Here is a 14,440-nt window from a genome sequence, read left to right on the forward strand (position 1 = left end):
CTGCCAAAGACATGTTTTGAACGGGTCCCGGCCAGGGGCCCGTTTTTTAGGAAGGATTCATTATGGACAAATCAACAATCCGATATATCCTGCGTCGGGTTCTGATTTCCATCGTTACGTTATTTGTGATTGTTTTCGTACTCTTCTTGATGCTTAAGCTGATGCCGGGTACGCCGTTCAACGATGAGAAACTGACCGAGGCGCAGAGAGCACAGATTTACGCAGCCTACGGACTCGACAAGCCCGTGCTGCAGCAGTTCTTTATTTACGTTGCCAACATGATTAAAGGCGACTTTGGCATTTCCTACGCGATTCAGCGCAACATGCCGGTTTCCGCACTCGTCGGACCCCGTATCGGCGTTTCGTTCGGTCTGGGTATCGGCGCCTGCGTCATCGGTACGATTTTCGGTCTGATTCTCGGGATCGTGGCTGCGCTCAACCGCAACCATTTCTGGGACACCTTTGCGACGATCCTGTCTGTTATCGGCGTTTCCATCCCGTCCTTTGTCATCTGTCTTCTGCTGCTGATCCTCTTCGGCGTACAGATGCCCGTTCTGCCTGTCATTTACAACAACGCCCGGCCGGTCGCTTCTTCGATCATTCCGATGGTCGCCATGTCCTTTGGCGTTGTCGCCAACGTCGCGCGTTTTACCCGTTCGGAAATGATTGAAGTGCTGGGCAGCGAATACATTCTGCTCGCGCAGGCCAAAGGCATTTCGCAGCGCCGTCTGATCTGGATGCACGCAATCCGCAACTGTCTGATTCCGGTAATCACCGTTCTCGGTCCGATTATCGTTGGCCTGATGACCGGAAGTATGGTTATCGAAAAAATCTGCGCGATTCCAGGTCTTGGCTCGCTTCTCGTCAAGGCGATTGAAGTGCGCGACTATAACGTCATTCTGGCGATCAGTTTCCTGTACTCCGCTTTATACATCTTTGTCATGCTGCTGATCGATGTGCTGTACGGCATCATCGACCCGCGTATTCGCCTTGGAAAGGGGGACGCTTAAGATGCGTGCTGAAATTTCCAGTCAGAAACAGCTCGATGAATTTCTCGAGGGCTATCGCGTTCTCGATCAGGACTACGAGCTGATCGACATCCCGACGCGTCTGGATCATGACGAGGTCACGCCAAGTTCCTCCTTCATGCACGACGTATGGGTTCGTTTTAAATCCAACAAGGGCGCGCTCATCGGCGGTGCCATCATTGTTGTTTTCCTTATTCTTTCGTTTGCCTGCCCGATGCTTTCGCATTACAGCTTTGACGCCGTAAATACCGCGGAACAGTCCATGGCCCCGCGCATTCCGGGTCTGGAATGGATCGGCTGGTTCAACGGCCAGGGCGGCATTCGACAGTACGTCGGCGAATACGCCAACGTCTACCACTATTTTGGTACCGACGTTCTCGGCCGCGACCTGTGGGTTCGCTGCTGGGAAGGCTGCCGCATTTCCCTGTTCGTTGCCGGAACCGCGGTTCTCGTCAACGTCTTCATCGGCATTATTTACGGTATGATTTCCGGCTACTTTGGCGGTCTGGTCGATTCGATCATGCAGCGCTTCCAGGAAATCGTGAACTCCATTCCGACGCTCGTTATTCTGACGCTGCTTCTGCTCATCATGAAGCCGGGTCTGTATACGATCATCGTCGCCCTGATTCTGACCGAGTGGATCGGCATGGCCCGTGTCACCCGTGCGCAGGTGCTTAAGATCAAGGAAGAAGAATTCATTCTGGCTTCCAAGACGCTGGGCGCGAGCGGATTCTTCATTATTTTCAAAAAAATTCTGCCGAACATCTTTGGCCAGATCATCATCATGGCGATGTTCTCCATTCCTAACGCGATCTTCTACGAAGCGTTCCTCGCCATGGTCGGTCTTGGCGTTCCTGCCCCGCAGGCTTCGCTGGGTTCGCTGATCAACGACGGCTTCAAATCCATTCTGGTTACGCCGTACATGGTCATTATTCCTGTTGTTATCCTCGGTATTCTGATGCTTTCCTTCAACCTGCTGGCTGACGGTCTGCGCGATGCCTTCGACCCGAAAATGAAGGAGATGTAGAGATGAAAGAGAAAGAACGCATTCTTAAAATCCGCGATCTCGATATCGCCTTTACTACCGACAACGGTACCGTCAACGCGGTACGCGGCGTAAATCTCGATCTGCACCGCGGCGAAACGATCGCCATCGTCGGCGAATCCGGTTCCGGAAAGAGTGTTACGACCAAAGCCGTCATGGGCATTCTGGCCGGCAACGGAAAAATCCAGAACGGATCGATTGAATACACGTACTACGAATTCCCGCCTGAGAGAATCGCGGAAATTCAGACCAAATACAATGGCCGCATTCCGGACGGCTACCCCAGACCGGAAGAAAAGAAAACGGTCGATATCGTTCAGTCTTCCCCGAAATTCATTCAGTCGCAGATCCGCGGCCGCCGCATTGCGATGGTGTTCCAGGATCCGCTGACTTCGCTCGACCCGACGATGACCATCGGCAAGCAGGTCATGGAAGCCATGCGCTACCATTACAATATGCCGAAAAAACAGGCGTGGGACCGTGCGGTCGAACTGCTGCGTCTGGTCGGCATCAACGATCCGGAAAAGCGCATGAAAAACTATCCGCACCAGCTGTCCGGCGGCATGCGTCAGCGTGTGGTTATCGCTATCGCGCTCTCCTGTGACCCGGAAGTTCTGATCTGCGATGAACCGACGACCGCGCTGGACGTTACGATTCAGGCCAAGATTCTGGAGCTGATCAAGGACATCCAGAAAAAGAAGGATCTGTCCGTTATTTACATCACCCACGACCTCGGCGTTGTCGCCAAAGTTGCCGACTACGTCAACGTCATGTACGCCGGCAAGATCGTCGAAAAAGGTACGATCAACGAGATCTTCTACGATCCGCGTCATCCGTACACATGGGGCCTTCTGGCGTCCATGCCGGATATGGATACATCCGGCGACGAGCTGTACACCATTCCGGGTACGCCGCCCAACCTGCTGTACGAAATCAAGGGCGACGCATTCGCCCCGCGCAACCGCTTCGCACTGAAAATCGACGAAGAAATCGATCCGCCGATGTTCCGCATTACCAATACCCACTCCGCCGCCACCTGGCTTCTGGCCCCGAAGGCGCCGGACGTACAGATGCCGCCTGAACTCAGGGAACGTCTTGAGCGCATGCGCAAAGCTGCTGGCTATACCGTAACCGCGCCGAAAAAACCGTTCGGAACGAAAGAGGAACCTGTAGCTGAAAACAAAGAAACAGAACGTAAAGAAGAGGAGGTTTCTGCATAATGGCCAATCGAATTCTTGAAGTAGAAAACCTCAAGCAGCACTTCAAAGTCAGCCGTTCCTTTACCGTCAAGGCGGTAGACGGCATCGACTTCTGGATCGATGAGGGCGAAACGTACGGTCTGGTGGGCGAGTCCGGTTCCGGAAAATCCACAACCGGCCGTTCGATCATTCGCCTGTATCGTCCGACGTCCGGAAAAATCACGTTCTGCGGCCGCGACGTATCCGGCAAGATGTCGCATGAAGATGAGAAATTTCTCCATACGAACATGCAGATGATTTTCCAGGACCCAATGGCCTGCCTCAACCCGCGTGAAAAAGTTCTCGATATCATCGCGGAAGGCCTCGATATCCATCATCTGTACAACACGAAGGAAGAGCGCGACCAGAAAGTCTACGACATTCTCGAGCTCGTCGGCCTGTCCAAGGAACACGCTAACCGCTATCCGCACCAGTTCTCCGGCGGACAGCGTCAGCGTATCGGGATTGCCCGCGCGCTGATCATGGACCCGAAGCTGATCATCGCCGACGAAGCGATTTCCGCGCTCGATGTATCCATTCAGGCGCAGGTCGTCAACCTGATGAAAAAAATTCAGAAGGAAACCAACACGGCGTTCCTGTTCATCGCCCACGACCTGAGCATGGTCAAATACATTTCCGACCGCATCGGCGTTATGCATAAGGGCCATCTGGTCGAAACCGGTACAACGGATGAAATCTTCACGCATCCAGTTCATCCGTACACCCGCTCCCTTCTTTCCGCCAACCCGGAACCAAACCCGGTCATCGAAAAGAAACGCGTGGCGCTCACCTACGATGCCGACGCGATGGGCGTCGACTACACCAAAGGCAAGAAGCAGCACATCGACGGAACGCATTACGTTCTGGCGACCGATGAAGAGCTGGCCAAATGGGTAGAAGAAGCCAAAGAAGACGCGCGTCAGAGTGCCCGATTGAATTAAAAAGGCTTTAGAACCAGACAATCTCAAATCAAAATTCTTCCAAAGGAAAAGATATGACGCTTCCCAATTGAGCAGGTCGGGAAACATGTCATATCTTTTTTCTATTCCACAAATTTTTCATTTCTTTCCGCGCTTTCATACGGTTTTCAAGCTGACGTGACATCGGAAAGAATAAGCGAAATGAATAAGAAAGAAAACCGGATCGCCAGATCAAGACAAGCCCAGACGGCGCTCGATAAAAGGCGATCGATTGGAAAGAAAGGATAGTTTCATGAAGGAATCCAAAGAGGCTGAACAGCTCCAGAGGACATCTGCATGCCAGAACCAGCCGGCATCGGCCGCGAAGTCCAAAGGCGCGTTTCGAGCGGGCTTTCTGGCCAGCGTGCCGATTATGCTGGGGTATATTCCAGTTGCCATCGCCTACGCGGGCATGGCGCAGACGGCAGGCATGAATTTCTGGCAGACGCTGTCACTGTCCCTGTTCGTCTATACGGGCGCGGGACAGATGACGACGGCGTCGATGCTGGCACAGAATGCGGGGCTCTGGACGATTGTCATTTCCGTTTTCGTCATGAATCTGCGCCATATCATCATGAGCATGGTCGTCATGGAAGATCTGAAAACAGCGCCGCTGTGGCTGCGCTGTGTGCTTTCGCTCGGTGTGACCGACGAAGTGTTCGCCATGTTTACAACGCAGGATCATTCGAAAATCACGCCGGCCTTTTTTGGCGGTCTGGCCTTTGGCTCCTGGTTTTCCTGGTGGGTCGGAACCGCGCTGGGCGCCGTACTCTGCGCCTTTTTCCCGCCCGTCTTAACCGCGGCGTTCGCCATCGCCATGCCGGCGATGTTTCTGGCGCTGCTGACGCCTTCCTTGCAAAAGCATGCCCGTCTCTGGATTCCGGTTCTTGCGGCGGCGCTCTTTTCCTGGCTGGCGAGCGTCTATATTGAGGGCAGATGGAATATTGTCATCGGTTCGCTGGCCGGCGCGCTGATCGGTCTGCTCTTTGTAAAGGAGGAAGACGTATGAATTTCTTCCTGCTGACCGTTCTGCTTTCGCTCTCCACGATGATTCCGCGTCTCGTGCCGGCTCTGCTCGTCTCGAAAATTCATTTTTCTTCCAAAGGCAAAATCTTTTTGCAGCTGCTGCCGTATACGGTCATGGCTTCGCTGATCTTTCCCGGAATTTTGGAGACAGATCCAAAGCACATTCTGATCGGGGTGGGCGGCGGCGCGATCGCCGTGCTCTGCGCCTATCGTAAAATGCCCGTTATCGTCAGCGTACTGGAGCCGTTCTGCTCGATCTGCTTCTGTATCTTTTCGTGTATTGAAAAAAGCCAGAGCGAAGCGTGTCTCGATCGAGATGCGTTTCGCTTTTTTCCTGTTTTATAATCACAGTAACTGGAGATCTCCCGCCTGACTGGCTTACGCCAGGGATACGACCGCGAATGAGATCCGAGAGAGACCAGAAACGAGATCCGAAAAGCAAAAGGAAAGGAGAGAGTGCGATGAAACCCGCTGCAACGTCCAAGGAAGAAATTCTGAAAACGTGTCGTCGTATGGCTTCGACACAGGGCTGGAACGATTTAAACATTCGGAACGTTTCGAGCGCCTGCCAGGTTTCGGTCGGCTGTCTTTACCATTACTTTCCTTCGAAAAGCGATCTGGTCAGCGCCACCGTCATCAGCATATGGCAGGAAATTTTCCATTTGCCTGAAGGCTTTCTGGAACAGAACGACTTGAAGGCCCTGCTGAAGCAATGGTATGCGCAGATGGAAGACGTCTTTCATACGTATCCAGGCTTTGCGACCATGCACGCCCGCCTGATCGCCAGCAACGAACGGCAGGAAAGCTCCGTCTTCATGCGAAGGACCTGGAAGCAGATCGTCCGTACGATCACGCAGACGATCGAAAAGGACCCCTCTATTTCCGCAAACCGATTCGACCCTGCGTTCTCGTCGGAACAGGCAGCGCAGATTCTGTTTTCCCTGCTTCTGGCTTCCATTGTTGAGGAAAACTACGATCCTTCCCTGATTCTGACCGCCGCCGACCGGCTTCTGTTCTGAGGCCTTCCTGCCTCAGAACAATTTTTTTGTCAAAAGTGAACATTGTTCACATTATCTGGGCGCATCGATCTTCTCTGCCGCTTACATAGCGTACATTTAGTTCTGGAAAGTCTGATCGTGAAAGGAGTCTTACTATGCAGGCTATTCTGGAAACCCTGTTTGATGTGGTTTATCTGTTTACCGTCATCACCCTCGGCATTTTAATGATTCGCGATTGCAAGGGTGTGAAACAATACCGTCTCTTTGGATGGATGGCCGTTATTCTGGGATGCGGCGACGCGTTCCATCTCGTTCCGCGTATGGTCGCTCTCTGTACCACCGGTCTGGATCACTACACCGCCGCGCTGGGCATCGGAAAGCTCATCACATCCATTACGATGACCATTTTTTACGTATTGCTTTATTCCGTCTGGAAGGAGCGCTATCACCCAAAACATACGCAGAACCTGACGATTATCGTCTGGTGTCTGGCCATCATTCGGATTGCGCTCTGCCTCTTCCCCCAAAACGCGTGGACATCCACGCATGAGCCGCTCTCCTGGGGCATTTACCGCAACATCCCGTTCGCGCTGCTCGGTCTGCTCATGATCGTTCTGTTTTATCGCAGTGCCAAAGCCGCCAAGGACAAGGCGTTTAAATGGATGTGGCTGACGATCGTTCTGAGTTTTGCCTTCTACATTCCCGTTGTACTGTTCGCCTCGAAAGTTCCAGCGATCGGCATGTTAATGATCCCGAAGACATGCGCGTATGTCTGGACCGTTCTGATCGGCTATAGCGCGATGAAGAAATCCCAGAAAGCCTCGGCTTAAACGCGTAAAGCGAAGAAAGGAAAACGCGAGTATGAAACAATCCATGAAAAAGTACATGAATACCGCTCTGGTCTATGCGCTTCTGGCCATGGTCGGCGGTGTCTATTTCCGCGAACTGCCCAAGTTTGTCGGCTATACCGGCAAGACGATGCTTTCCGTCGTCCATCCCCATTTCTTTATGTTAGGGATGGCGATGTTCCTGTTTCTCGTCCTGCTGGAAAAGAACTTCGCCTTTACGACAAAGAAGACCGATCACATCATTCTTGCCTACAACCTCGGTCTGATTCTGACCGAAATCATGATGCTGGTGCGCGGCACACTCCAGGTGTTCAGCACGCCGCTCTCACACGGCGCAAGCGCCGCCATTTCCGGCATTGCCGGTATCGGCCACATTGTTCTGGGCGTCAGCCTGGTTCTCCTTCTTCTGGAAATTCGCAAGGCGATTTTTGCGGCCAAAGACTGAAGCGAAGCTTCGATTTCAAACACCGACCTTCTCTCCCCCATCGCTTTTGCCCCCTTTTCCAGGAAAATCCCCCGCATTACAAAGCCGGATCCTCTTTGTTTTTCAATGAAGAGAATCCGGCTTTTTTCTGAATTCTGAATTCACGCTTTTCAGCAGCCGGACTGCTGTTCCGTCCGGGAACCTGCCAGCGGACACAGAACCATCCAAAAAGGTTGAAAACGCAACGCATTAAAGGAGAATCTAATTCTTATAGTTCTAGTTTTTATCCACTTCTGGGTTGTGTTTTATTCATCTTATGCTAATTACAATGGAATCATCATGCGCTTCCAGTTAATCGAGACGGCTATGCGATCCTTCATCTGTTCGGCTCGGCGCGGTTTATACGGGTTGATTTTATGAAAAAAGAAAAAGATGAACTCAGCATTGAAATTGGCAAAAGGATCTACGAGTGTCGAAAGAAAAAAGGCTATACCCAGGAAGCTCTGGGGGATATTATCGGCGTCAATACCCAGTATATTTCCAATCTGGAGCGGGGGCTCTCTTCCCCTTCGCTGAAAACGCTGATTAAACTCAGCGAGGCTTTTGGCGTCTCCTGTGATTTTCTGCTGACCGGCGCGGGTAAATCCGGACGCAGTCAGACGCTTCTGCTGCTGATCAGCCGGCTCGACGAAGACCAGCAGCATCTGATGGAATACATCCTGGAAGGCGTTCTTCGTTTTGACCAGGAGAAAGCCGCCCTCCAGAGCCTGCAGGATCGCGAAATCGACGTATAGGACGGATCCAAATCTGACTTTTTTCTTACTTCAGGGGATCTGTTTCTTCTTCACCACGGAAAAGAACGACGCATCCAGATTTTTACAATCCGGATGCGTTTTGTTTTTTCTTCGTCTGTTCTTAATAACGCAGCGTGAAAACAGAGCCGGTCGGATCAGACTTTGGCATCCCCGGTTTCCGGATGGATCCAGCCCTGTGCGACGCAGTACTGGTAAATGCCGTCTTCTTCCACGCTCGGACAGATATCCTCCGCAATCACTTTAAGCGAGGGAGAGCCGTTAGCCATGGCGACGCCAAGTCCTACGGCTTCCAGCATCAGCCGGTCATTGTCCCCGTCGCCAAAGGCAGCCGCCTGTTCTCTGGTCAGACCGTAATGATCGAGCGCCTTCTGGACGCCGACGCCTTTTCCGCCGCTTGCCGGAATGATGTCGATCGCCCGGTCCCACCACGCCATCACTCTGGCGTTTTTCGTGTTTTTCATAATGGAGTCGTATTCGTCCTTGCGTCCGCCCGTCATGATCTGATAGACACACTTGCCTTTACGGTGTTTGTCAAAGTCCGGATCGGGAATCAGACGGGCTTTGCTGATGGCGTAGTAATCGCTCAGATCCTGGTCGGTGCCGTTGGCCATAATTTCTTCGGTTGTCGCCAGCGCAGCGGGGCGTCCAATAGCCTGCGTATTGGCCAGAATTGTTTCCACATCATCGGGATCGAGCGGCGAGGAACAGATGACCTGACCGTCCCGATCGGTCGCGTAAGAGCCGTTAAAAGAAAGCAGGGCATCAAACTCTACGCCTTCAAACTTTGGAATCTGCATGGGCGAGCGGCCCGTACAGATGGCGATACGAACGCCTTCCTTTTGGAGCAGGCAAAGCGCTTCAACGGTGCGGGGGCTGATCACCTTCGTATTCATGTCGATCAGCGTGCCGTCAATATCAAAGAAAATCATTCGGATCTCGTCTGTATGCTTTTCTGCCTTCATCATTTTTTGCGCCTCCTCTTTTTTTCTTCATTTTTCTTCTTTGCGCGTTTCGCGTTTCACGTCTTCACGAAATTCTCCCGCGTTCAGCGTAGTCCTGAAGCGGGCATTCTGTCCCTTTTTTTTCGCGTCCCTCCCCTGTTTTTGCCTCGTTCTTCGGGAAAACGGATCCAGCGAAAAAAGGTTTTCTGCATGTCCAGGGTAAAGACATGCGGAAAACCTTTTGGGGTACCTGACTTTGTGTTTTGCCGGGAAATCCGTTTTAAAACCAAAGCGGCCAGAAAGGCGTCTGGAAAGGAGTATGGAGTCGATTCATCCGGCAAAAGCGAAAGCCTGTGGATATGGATCGCGCAGCGGCAGTACAAGTATGGGTGTTCTGCTGAAATCGCGTATCGTTTCGCGGTTTGTAAAGGAAATCTGCGGTTTGTACCGATTCGAAAGCCGGCAGCCTATTCGTCTTTCATGAGCAGAACCATGACGGCTTTCTGCGCATGGAGACGGTTTTCGGCTTCTTCAAAGATTTCGTCCGCGTGTTCTTCGAAAACTTTTTCGGTAATTTCCTGACCGCGGTACGCCGGCAGGCAGTGCTGGATCATAACCGGACTCTTGGCGAGTTCGAGCAGTTCGTCGTTGACCTGATAGCCCTGGAACAGCTTCATGCGCTCTTCCTTTTCGGCTTCCATGCCCATCGACGCCCAGGTGTCGGTAAAGACGACATCCGCGTCCTTGACGGCTTCTTTTGGATCTTCAGTCAGCGTAAACTTGCCCGGGAATTCCTTCGCGAATTCCAGAACGGCTGGATCGGGCTGATGGCCTTTAGGAGAAGCGCACGCGACGTCCATGCCCATCTTCAGACCGCCGACGATCAGCGAGTTGGCCATGTTGTTGCCGTCGCCGATGTACGCCATTTTCAGGCCTTCAAACTGGCCGAACTTTTCGCGGATCGTCATCAGATCGGCGAGCACCTGGCAAGGATGGCAGTAGTCGGTCAGACCGTTAATAATGGGGATGGATCCATATTCAGCCAGATCTTCGACTTCTTTCTGCTCGTACGTACGAATCATGATACCGTCGAGATAGCGGGAAAGCACGCGGGCTGTATCCTGTACCGGTTCGCCGCGTCCGATCTGCAAGTCGTTGGAAGACAGGAACAGCGCCTGTCCGCCGAGCTGATGGACGCCGGTTTCAAAGGAAACGCGGGTTCTTGTGGACGATTTCTGGAAAATGAGTCCGACGGCTTTTCCTTTTAAGTAAGGATGTTCAATGCCGTGTTTCTTTTCGTATTTGAGCTGGTCGGCCAGATCGAGGATCCGAACGATTTCTTCAGCGGATAAGTCCTGGAGTTTTAACAGATGGTTCATGCGAGTACCTCTTTCATCACGTTGACGGCTTGGTCAATCTGTTCATCCGAAATAATGAGCGGCGGCAGCAGGCGGATGGTTCCTGCGCCGGCTTTTAAAGCGAGAAGGCCTTTTTCACGAAGTTTCGCAAGATCGTCGGCAATGGCTTCGGGTCCGACTTCAATGCCGATCATCAGTCCCATGCCGCGCACGTCCTGAATGTGATCGGAATCGATCGCTGAAATGGCCTGCATGAATTTATCGCCCTTGCGTTTCACATCGGCTAAAAATGCGGGATCGCCGACCTGGTCGAGGACCACGTTGGCTGCAGCCATGGCCAGTGCGTTTCCGCCAAAGGTCGTTCCATGATCGCCGGGCTGCAAAATATCGGCGGCTTTTTCGCCGGCAAGAAACGCGCCGGTCGGCACGCCGCCGCCAAGGCCTTTGGCGCACGAGACAAGATCAGGCTGAATGCCATACTGCTCATACGAGAAGAAGGTTCCCGTACGGCCGACGCCGGTCTGGATTTCATCAATGATCAGCAGGATATCTTTTTCCTTGCATAACGCTTCGACAGCTTTGACGTAGCCGGCATCGAGCGGGCGAACGCCGCTTTCGCCCTGAACGAGTTCCATCAGCACAGCGCATACCGTGTCGTCCATGGCGTCTTCCATCGCCGCCAGATCGTTGGCGTCGACGTATTTGAAGCCGGCGGTAAACGGGTAGAAGTTCTGGTGAAATTTATCCTGACCGGTCGCTTCGAGCGTGGCGATCGTGCGTCCGTGAAAGGAATTGTTCAGCGTAATGATCTGTACACGCTTTGGATCGCCGTATGTATCGATGCTGTACTTGCGGGCGGTCTTGATGACGCCTTCATTGGCTTCCGCACCGCTGTTGGCGAAGAAGACTTTCTTCAGGCCGGAAAGCTTAACGAGCTTCTGTCCGGCGTCGACGAGCGGCTTTGTATAGTACAGGTTGCTGGCCTGCATCAGGGTTCCCGCCTGATTGGCAATGGCTTTTACGAGTGCGGGATGATTGTGGCCGAGGCAGTTGACGCCGATGCCGGAATTCAGATCGAGGTACTCGTTCTGGTCAAGATCGTAGAGAAGGCAGCCTTCGCCGTGGTCGAGCACGATGGGAAAGCGGCCGTACGTATTCATGAAATGGGTCGATTCTGTTTCGATGATGGTCTGGGTATCGCTCATCTTTACACCTCTTCCTGGGAGAACATCGTTCCGATGCCTTCGTTGGTCAGCAGTTCAATCAAAATGGAATGGGGAATGCGGCCGTCGATAATGCTGGCGCGCTGAACCCCCTGCCGTACGGCTTCCACGCAGCAGTCCACTTTCGGAATCATGCCGCCCGAAACCGCGCCGGTCGCCAGCATTGCCGGCACCTGCGAAACTTTCAGGGCCGGAATGAGGCTGTCCGGAGCGCTGGGATCCGCCAGCAGACCGGAAATGTCGGTCAGTAAAATCAGCTTTTTGGCATGGAGTGCGCCGGCCAGACAGCTGGCGGCGGTGTCCGCGTTGATGTTGTAGCTGTTGAGATCGTTCAGACCGGCAGCCACCGAGGAAATGACGGGGATGTAGCCGCCGTGAATGAGATCACGGACGATCTGACTGTTGACGGCTTTGATTTCCCCGACATAGCCGTATTCATCCCGGTCGAGCGGAACGGCCTGAAACAGATTGCCGTCCATGCCGCCAAGACCGATTCCCTTGCCTTCGAGCAGGGAAACGAGATCCTTGTTCACCTTGCCGCAAAGGACCATCTGCACGATGCCCATCGTATCTTCGCCGGTATAGCGAAGCCCGTTGACAAAGCGGGATTCGATGCCGGTTTTCTTTAACATTTTTGAAATTTCCGGTCCGCCGCCATGAACGAGAACCACATGAATGCCGACCAGGTGCAGCATGAGCACATCCTGAATGACGGCCTTTTTGAGTTCTTCGTCAATCATGGCGTTGCCCCCGTATTTCACCACCACAATTTCGCCGTTGTATTCCTTTAAGTACGGCAGGGCTTCCGAAAGAATGGCGGCGCGGATCTGCGCGCTCATCATGAGCGGTAGTCTCCATTGATGTGTACGTATTCGTACGTGAGATCGCATCCCCAGCACGTCGCGCTCTCTTTTCCTTCGTGCAGATCGATCAGAATGACGATCTCATCGGGTTCAAGAATGTGAAGCGCCTTGTCTTCGTCAAAATCAAGGCCCTTGCCGTTTTCGCAGACCAGAATTTCGCCGTTTTTCGACGCGAAGGAAATGCTGACAAGAGACGGATCAAACTGCGCTTTGGAATAGCCCATGGCGCAGATCACGCGGCCCCAGTTGGCGTCCTTGCCAAACATGGCGGCTTTGAGCAGCGAACTGCAGGCCACCGAACGGGCGAGCGTTTCGGCCTGCTCTTCGGTTTTTGCGGTTCTGACTTCGACCGTAATCAGGCGGCTGGCGCCTTCGCCGTCCTTGGCGATCGCGATCGCCAGCTTCTGCATGACGTCAAAGAGCGCCTGCTTGAAGATCGCGTAGTCTTCATTTTCTTCGGTAATTTCGGCATTGCCGGCCATGCCGTTAGCCAGAACGATGCACATGTCGTTGGTGGACGTGTCGCCATCGACGCTGATCCGGTTAAACGTCTTTTTCACCACATCATGCAGCGCTTTGTCCAGCATAGGCGAAGCGATCTTTGCATCGCTGGTCAGGAAGCATAACATCGTTCCCATATTGGGATGGATCATTCCGGATCCTTTGGCGATGCCGCCTAAATAGACGGTTTTTCCGTCGAGTTCAAATTCCACCGCGTATTCCTTCACGCGGGTATCGGTCGTCATGATCGCTTTCGCGCTGTCGGTAGAGTCATAGCCCAGCACGATTTTTTCGGTACCGGCTTCAATTTTTTCAATCGGCAGTTCGACGCCGATGACGCCGGTCGAAGCGACCAGAACGTCTTCGGTTTTCAGACCGAGTTTTGCAGCAGCGGCCTGGGCCTGACGCAGCGCGTTTTCGGCACCGTTTTGCGCACAGGCGTTGGCATTGCCCGAGTTGACGGTAATGGCCTGTGCCGTTCCGCTGGCCAGATGCTGCATGTTGAGCAGCAGCGGCGCGGCTTTCACCTGATTGGTGGTGTAAACCGCCGCAGCTGTGCACGGGGTTTCGGACACGATCAGCGCGAGTTCCTTTTTCTGCGGATTATTGCGCAGCCCGCAGTGAATTGCGCCGGTCTGAAATCCCGCGGCTGCGGTAATTCCTTTGCGACTTTCCTTCATGTTTATCCCTTCTTCGCAGTTCTCCAGTATCTGGAAATATATGGAAACGAAATCCGTATCGGATTTCGCGTTTTTCTTAAAGATGCAGGCCTTTGTATTCGTCCAGGCCAAGCATGAGGTTCATGTTCTGAACCGCGGCACCGCTCGCCCCCTTGCCGAGGTTGTCAAAGCGGGCGCTGAGCACATAGCCGGTTTCCAAAGATCCGTTGACAAAAATTTCCATGCCGTCTTTTCCGGCCAGCGTATTCGAGAACAGCGCGCCTTGCGGATCGCCGACCTGAATCTGGGAATCGCTGTACCAGTTTTTATACAGATCGAGCAGTTCCTGCAGACTGACAGATTTGGTCAGATCGTCCTTGCCGAGAAAGACCTGGGTGAGCATGCCTTTTTCATAGTCATCGACGATCGGTACAAAAAGCGGGGTCTGCTGCAGACCGCAGACGGCTTTCATTTCTGGAATGTGCTTATGGGCAAGTCCTAAAGCGTAGGGCTT

Annotated in this window: 15 protein-coding genes and 1 pseudogene; 10 read left to right on the forward strand and 6 right to left on the reverse strand. The window is 53.1% G+C overall.

The features are described from left to right. Positions 1-62 precede the first annotated feature (62 nt). The 10 genes from ACLUYS_RS01800 to ACLUYS_RS01845 all read left to right on the forward strand — a co-directional run bounded on the left by ACLUYS_RS01800 (position 63) and on the right by ACLUYS_RS01845 (position 8,360). Positions 63-1,010 carry an ABC transporter permease gene (locus ACLUYS_RS01800; RefSeq protein WP_230266569.1) on the forward strand — a complete coding sequence of 316 codons (948 nt, stop codon included), beginning with the start codon at positions 63-65 and terminating at the stop codon, positions 1,008-1,010. 1 nt (position 1,011) lies between these two features. Further along, positions 1,012-2,055: an ABC transporter permease gene (locus ACLUYS_RS01805; RefSeq protein ID WP_230266568.1), complete on the forward strand. Its 1,044-nt coding sequence runs from the start codon at positions 1,012-1,014 to the stop codon at positions 2,053-2,055. A gap of 2 nt (positions 2,056-2,057) precedes the next feature. Next, complete coding sequence (locus tag ACLUYS_RS01810) at positions 2,058-3,293, forward strand: ABC transporter ATP-binding protein (RefSeq protein ID WP_304504421.1); 1,236 nt, start codon at positions 2,058-2,060, stop codon at positions 3,291-3,293. Next, the gene (locus ACLUYS_RS01815; RefSeq protein ID WP_230266567.1) at positions 3,293-4,252 is read left to right on the forward strand and encodes an ABC transporter ATP-binding protein; all 960 of its coding nucleotides are present in this window, start codon (positions 3,293-3,295) and stop codon (positions 4,250-4,252) included. Before ACLUYS_RS01810 ends, ACLUYS_RS01815 begins: the two co-directional genes overlap by 1 nt. A gap of 271 nt (positions 4,253-4,523) precedes the next feature. Beyond that, entirely contained in the window at positions 4,524-5,279 is a 756-nt protein-coding gene (locus ACLUYS_RS01820; protein ID WP_412658806.1) for an AzlC family ABC transporter permease, read from the forward strand. Beyond that, entirely contained in the window at positions 5,276-5,641 is a 366-nt protein-coding gene (locus ACLUYS_RS01825; protein ID WP_412658807.1) for an AzlD domain-containing protein, read from the forward strand. Before ACLUYS_RS01820 ends, ACLUYS_RS01825 begins: the two co-directional genes overlap by 4 nt. A 116-nt stretch (positions 5,642-5,757) precedes the next feature. Beyond that, on the forward strand, positions 5,758-6,315 hold the full coding sequence (locus ACLUYS_RS01830; protein WP_412658809.1) for a TetR/AcrR family transcriptional regulator: 558 nt from the start codon (positions 5,758-5,760) through the stop codon (positions 6,313-6,315). A gap of 134 nt (positions 6,316-6,449) precedes the next feature. Then, positions 6,450-7,124 carry a hypothetical protein gene (locus tag ACLUYS_RS01835; protein WP_230266563.1) on the forward strand — a complete coding sequence of 225 codons (675 nt, stop codon included), beginning with the start codon at positions 6,450-6,452 and terminating at the stop codon, positions 7,122-7,124. A 31-nt stretch (positions 7,125-7,155) separates the two neighbouring features. Continuing rightward, positions 7,156-7,587, forward strand: a complete 432-nt coding sequence (locus ACLUYS_RS01840) for a DUF2871 domain-containing protein (RefSeq protein ID WP_230266562.1) — start codon at positions 7,156-7,158, stop codon at positions 7,585-7,587. A 395-nt stretch (positions 7,588-7,982) separates the two neighbouring features. After that, positions 7,983-8,360, forward strand: a complete 378-nt coding sequence (locus ACLUYS_RS01845) for a helix-turn-helix domain-containing protein (RefSeq protein ID WP_230266561.1) — start codon at positions 7,983-7,985, stop codon at positions 8,358-8,360. Between the two features lie 155 nt (positions 8,361-8,515). On the opposite strand, the gene ACLUYS_RS01850 is transcribed toward ACLUYS_RS01845, so the two are convergent. The 6 genes and pseudogenes from ACLUYS_RS01850 to ACLUYS_RS01875 form a co-directional block, all read right to left on the reverse strand. Further along, positions 8,516-9,346, reverse strand: a complete 831-nt coding sequence (locus tag ACLUYS_RS01850; RefSeq protein WP_288338795.1) for an HAD family hydrolase — start codon at positions 9,344-9,346, stop codon at positions 8,516-8,518. A gap of 443 nt (positions 9,347-9,789) precedes the next feature. Continuing rightward, complete coding sequence (gene argF, locus ACLUYS_RS01855; protein ID WP_412658812.1) at positions 9,790-10,701, reverse strand: ornithine carbamoyltransferase; 912 nt, start codon at positions 10,699-10,701, stop codon at positions 9,790-9,792. Next, entirely contained in the window at positions 10,698-11,885 is a 1,188-nt protein-coding gene (locus ACLUYS_RS01860; protein ID WP_288338796.1) for an aspartate aminotransferase family protein, read from the reverse strand. The genes argF and ACLUYS_RS01860 overlap by 4 nt, the downstream gene beginning before the upstream one ends. 2 nt (positions 11,886-11,887) lie before the next feature. Continuing rightward, the gene (argB, locus tag ACLUYS_RS01865; RefSeq protein WP_412658813.1) at positions 11,888-12,745 is read right to left on the reverse strand and encodes an acetylglutamate kinase; all 858 of its coding nucleotides are present in this window, start codon (positions 12,743-12,745) and stop codon (positions 11,888-11,890) included. Then, complete coding sequence (gene argJ / locus ACLUYS_RS01870; RefSeq protein WP_230266556.1) at positions 12,742-13,947, reverse strand: bifunctional glutamate N-acetyltransferase/amino-acid acetyltransferase ArgJ; 1,206 nt, start codon at positions 13,945-13,947, stop codon at positions 12,742-12,744. The genes argB and argJ overlap by 4 nt, the downstream gene beginning before the upstream one ends. A gap of 76 nt (positions 13,948-14,023) precedes the next feature. Beyond that, a pseudogene (locus ACLUYS_RS01875) lies at positions 14,024-14,440 on the reverse strand (N-acetyl-gamma-glutamyl-phosphate reductase); the annotation flags it as partial.

The sequence above is a fragment of the Allobaculum sp. genome, assembly GCF_047010065.1.
Taxonomy (GTDB): domain Bacteria; phylum Bacillota_I; class Bacilli_A; order Erysipelotrichales; family Erysipelotrichaceae; genus Allobaculum; species Allobaculum fili.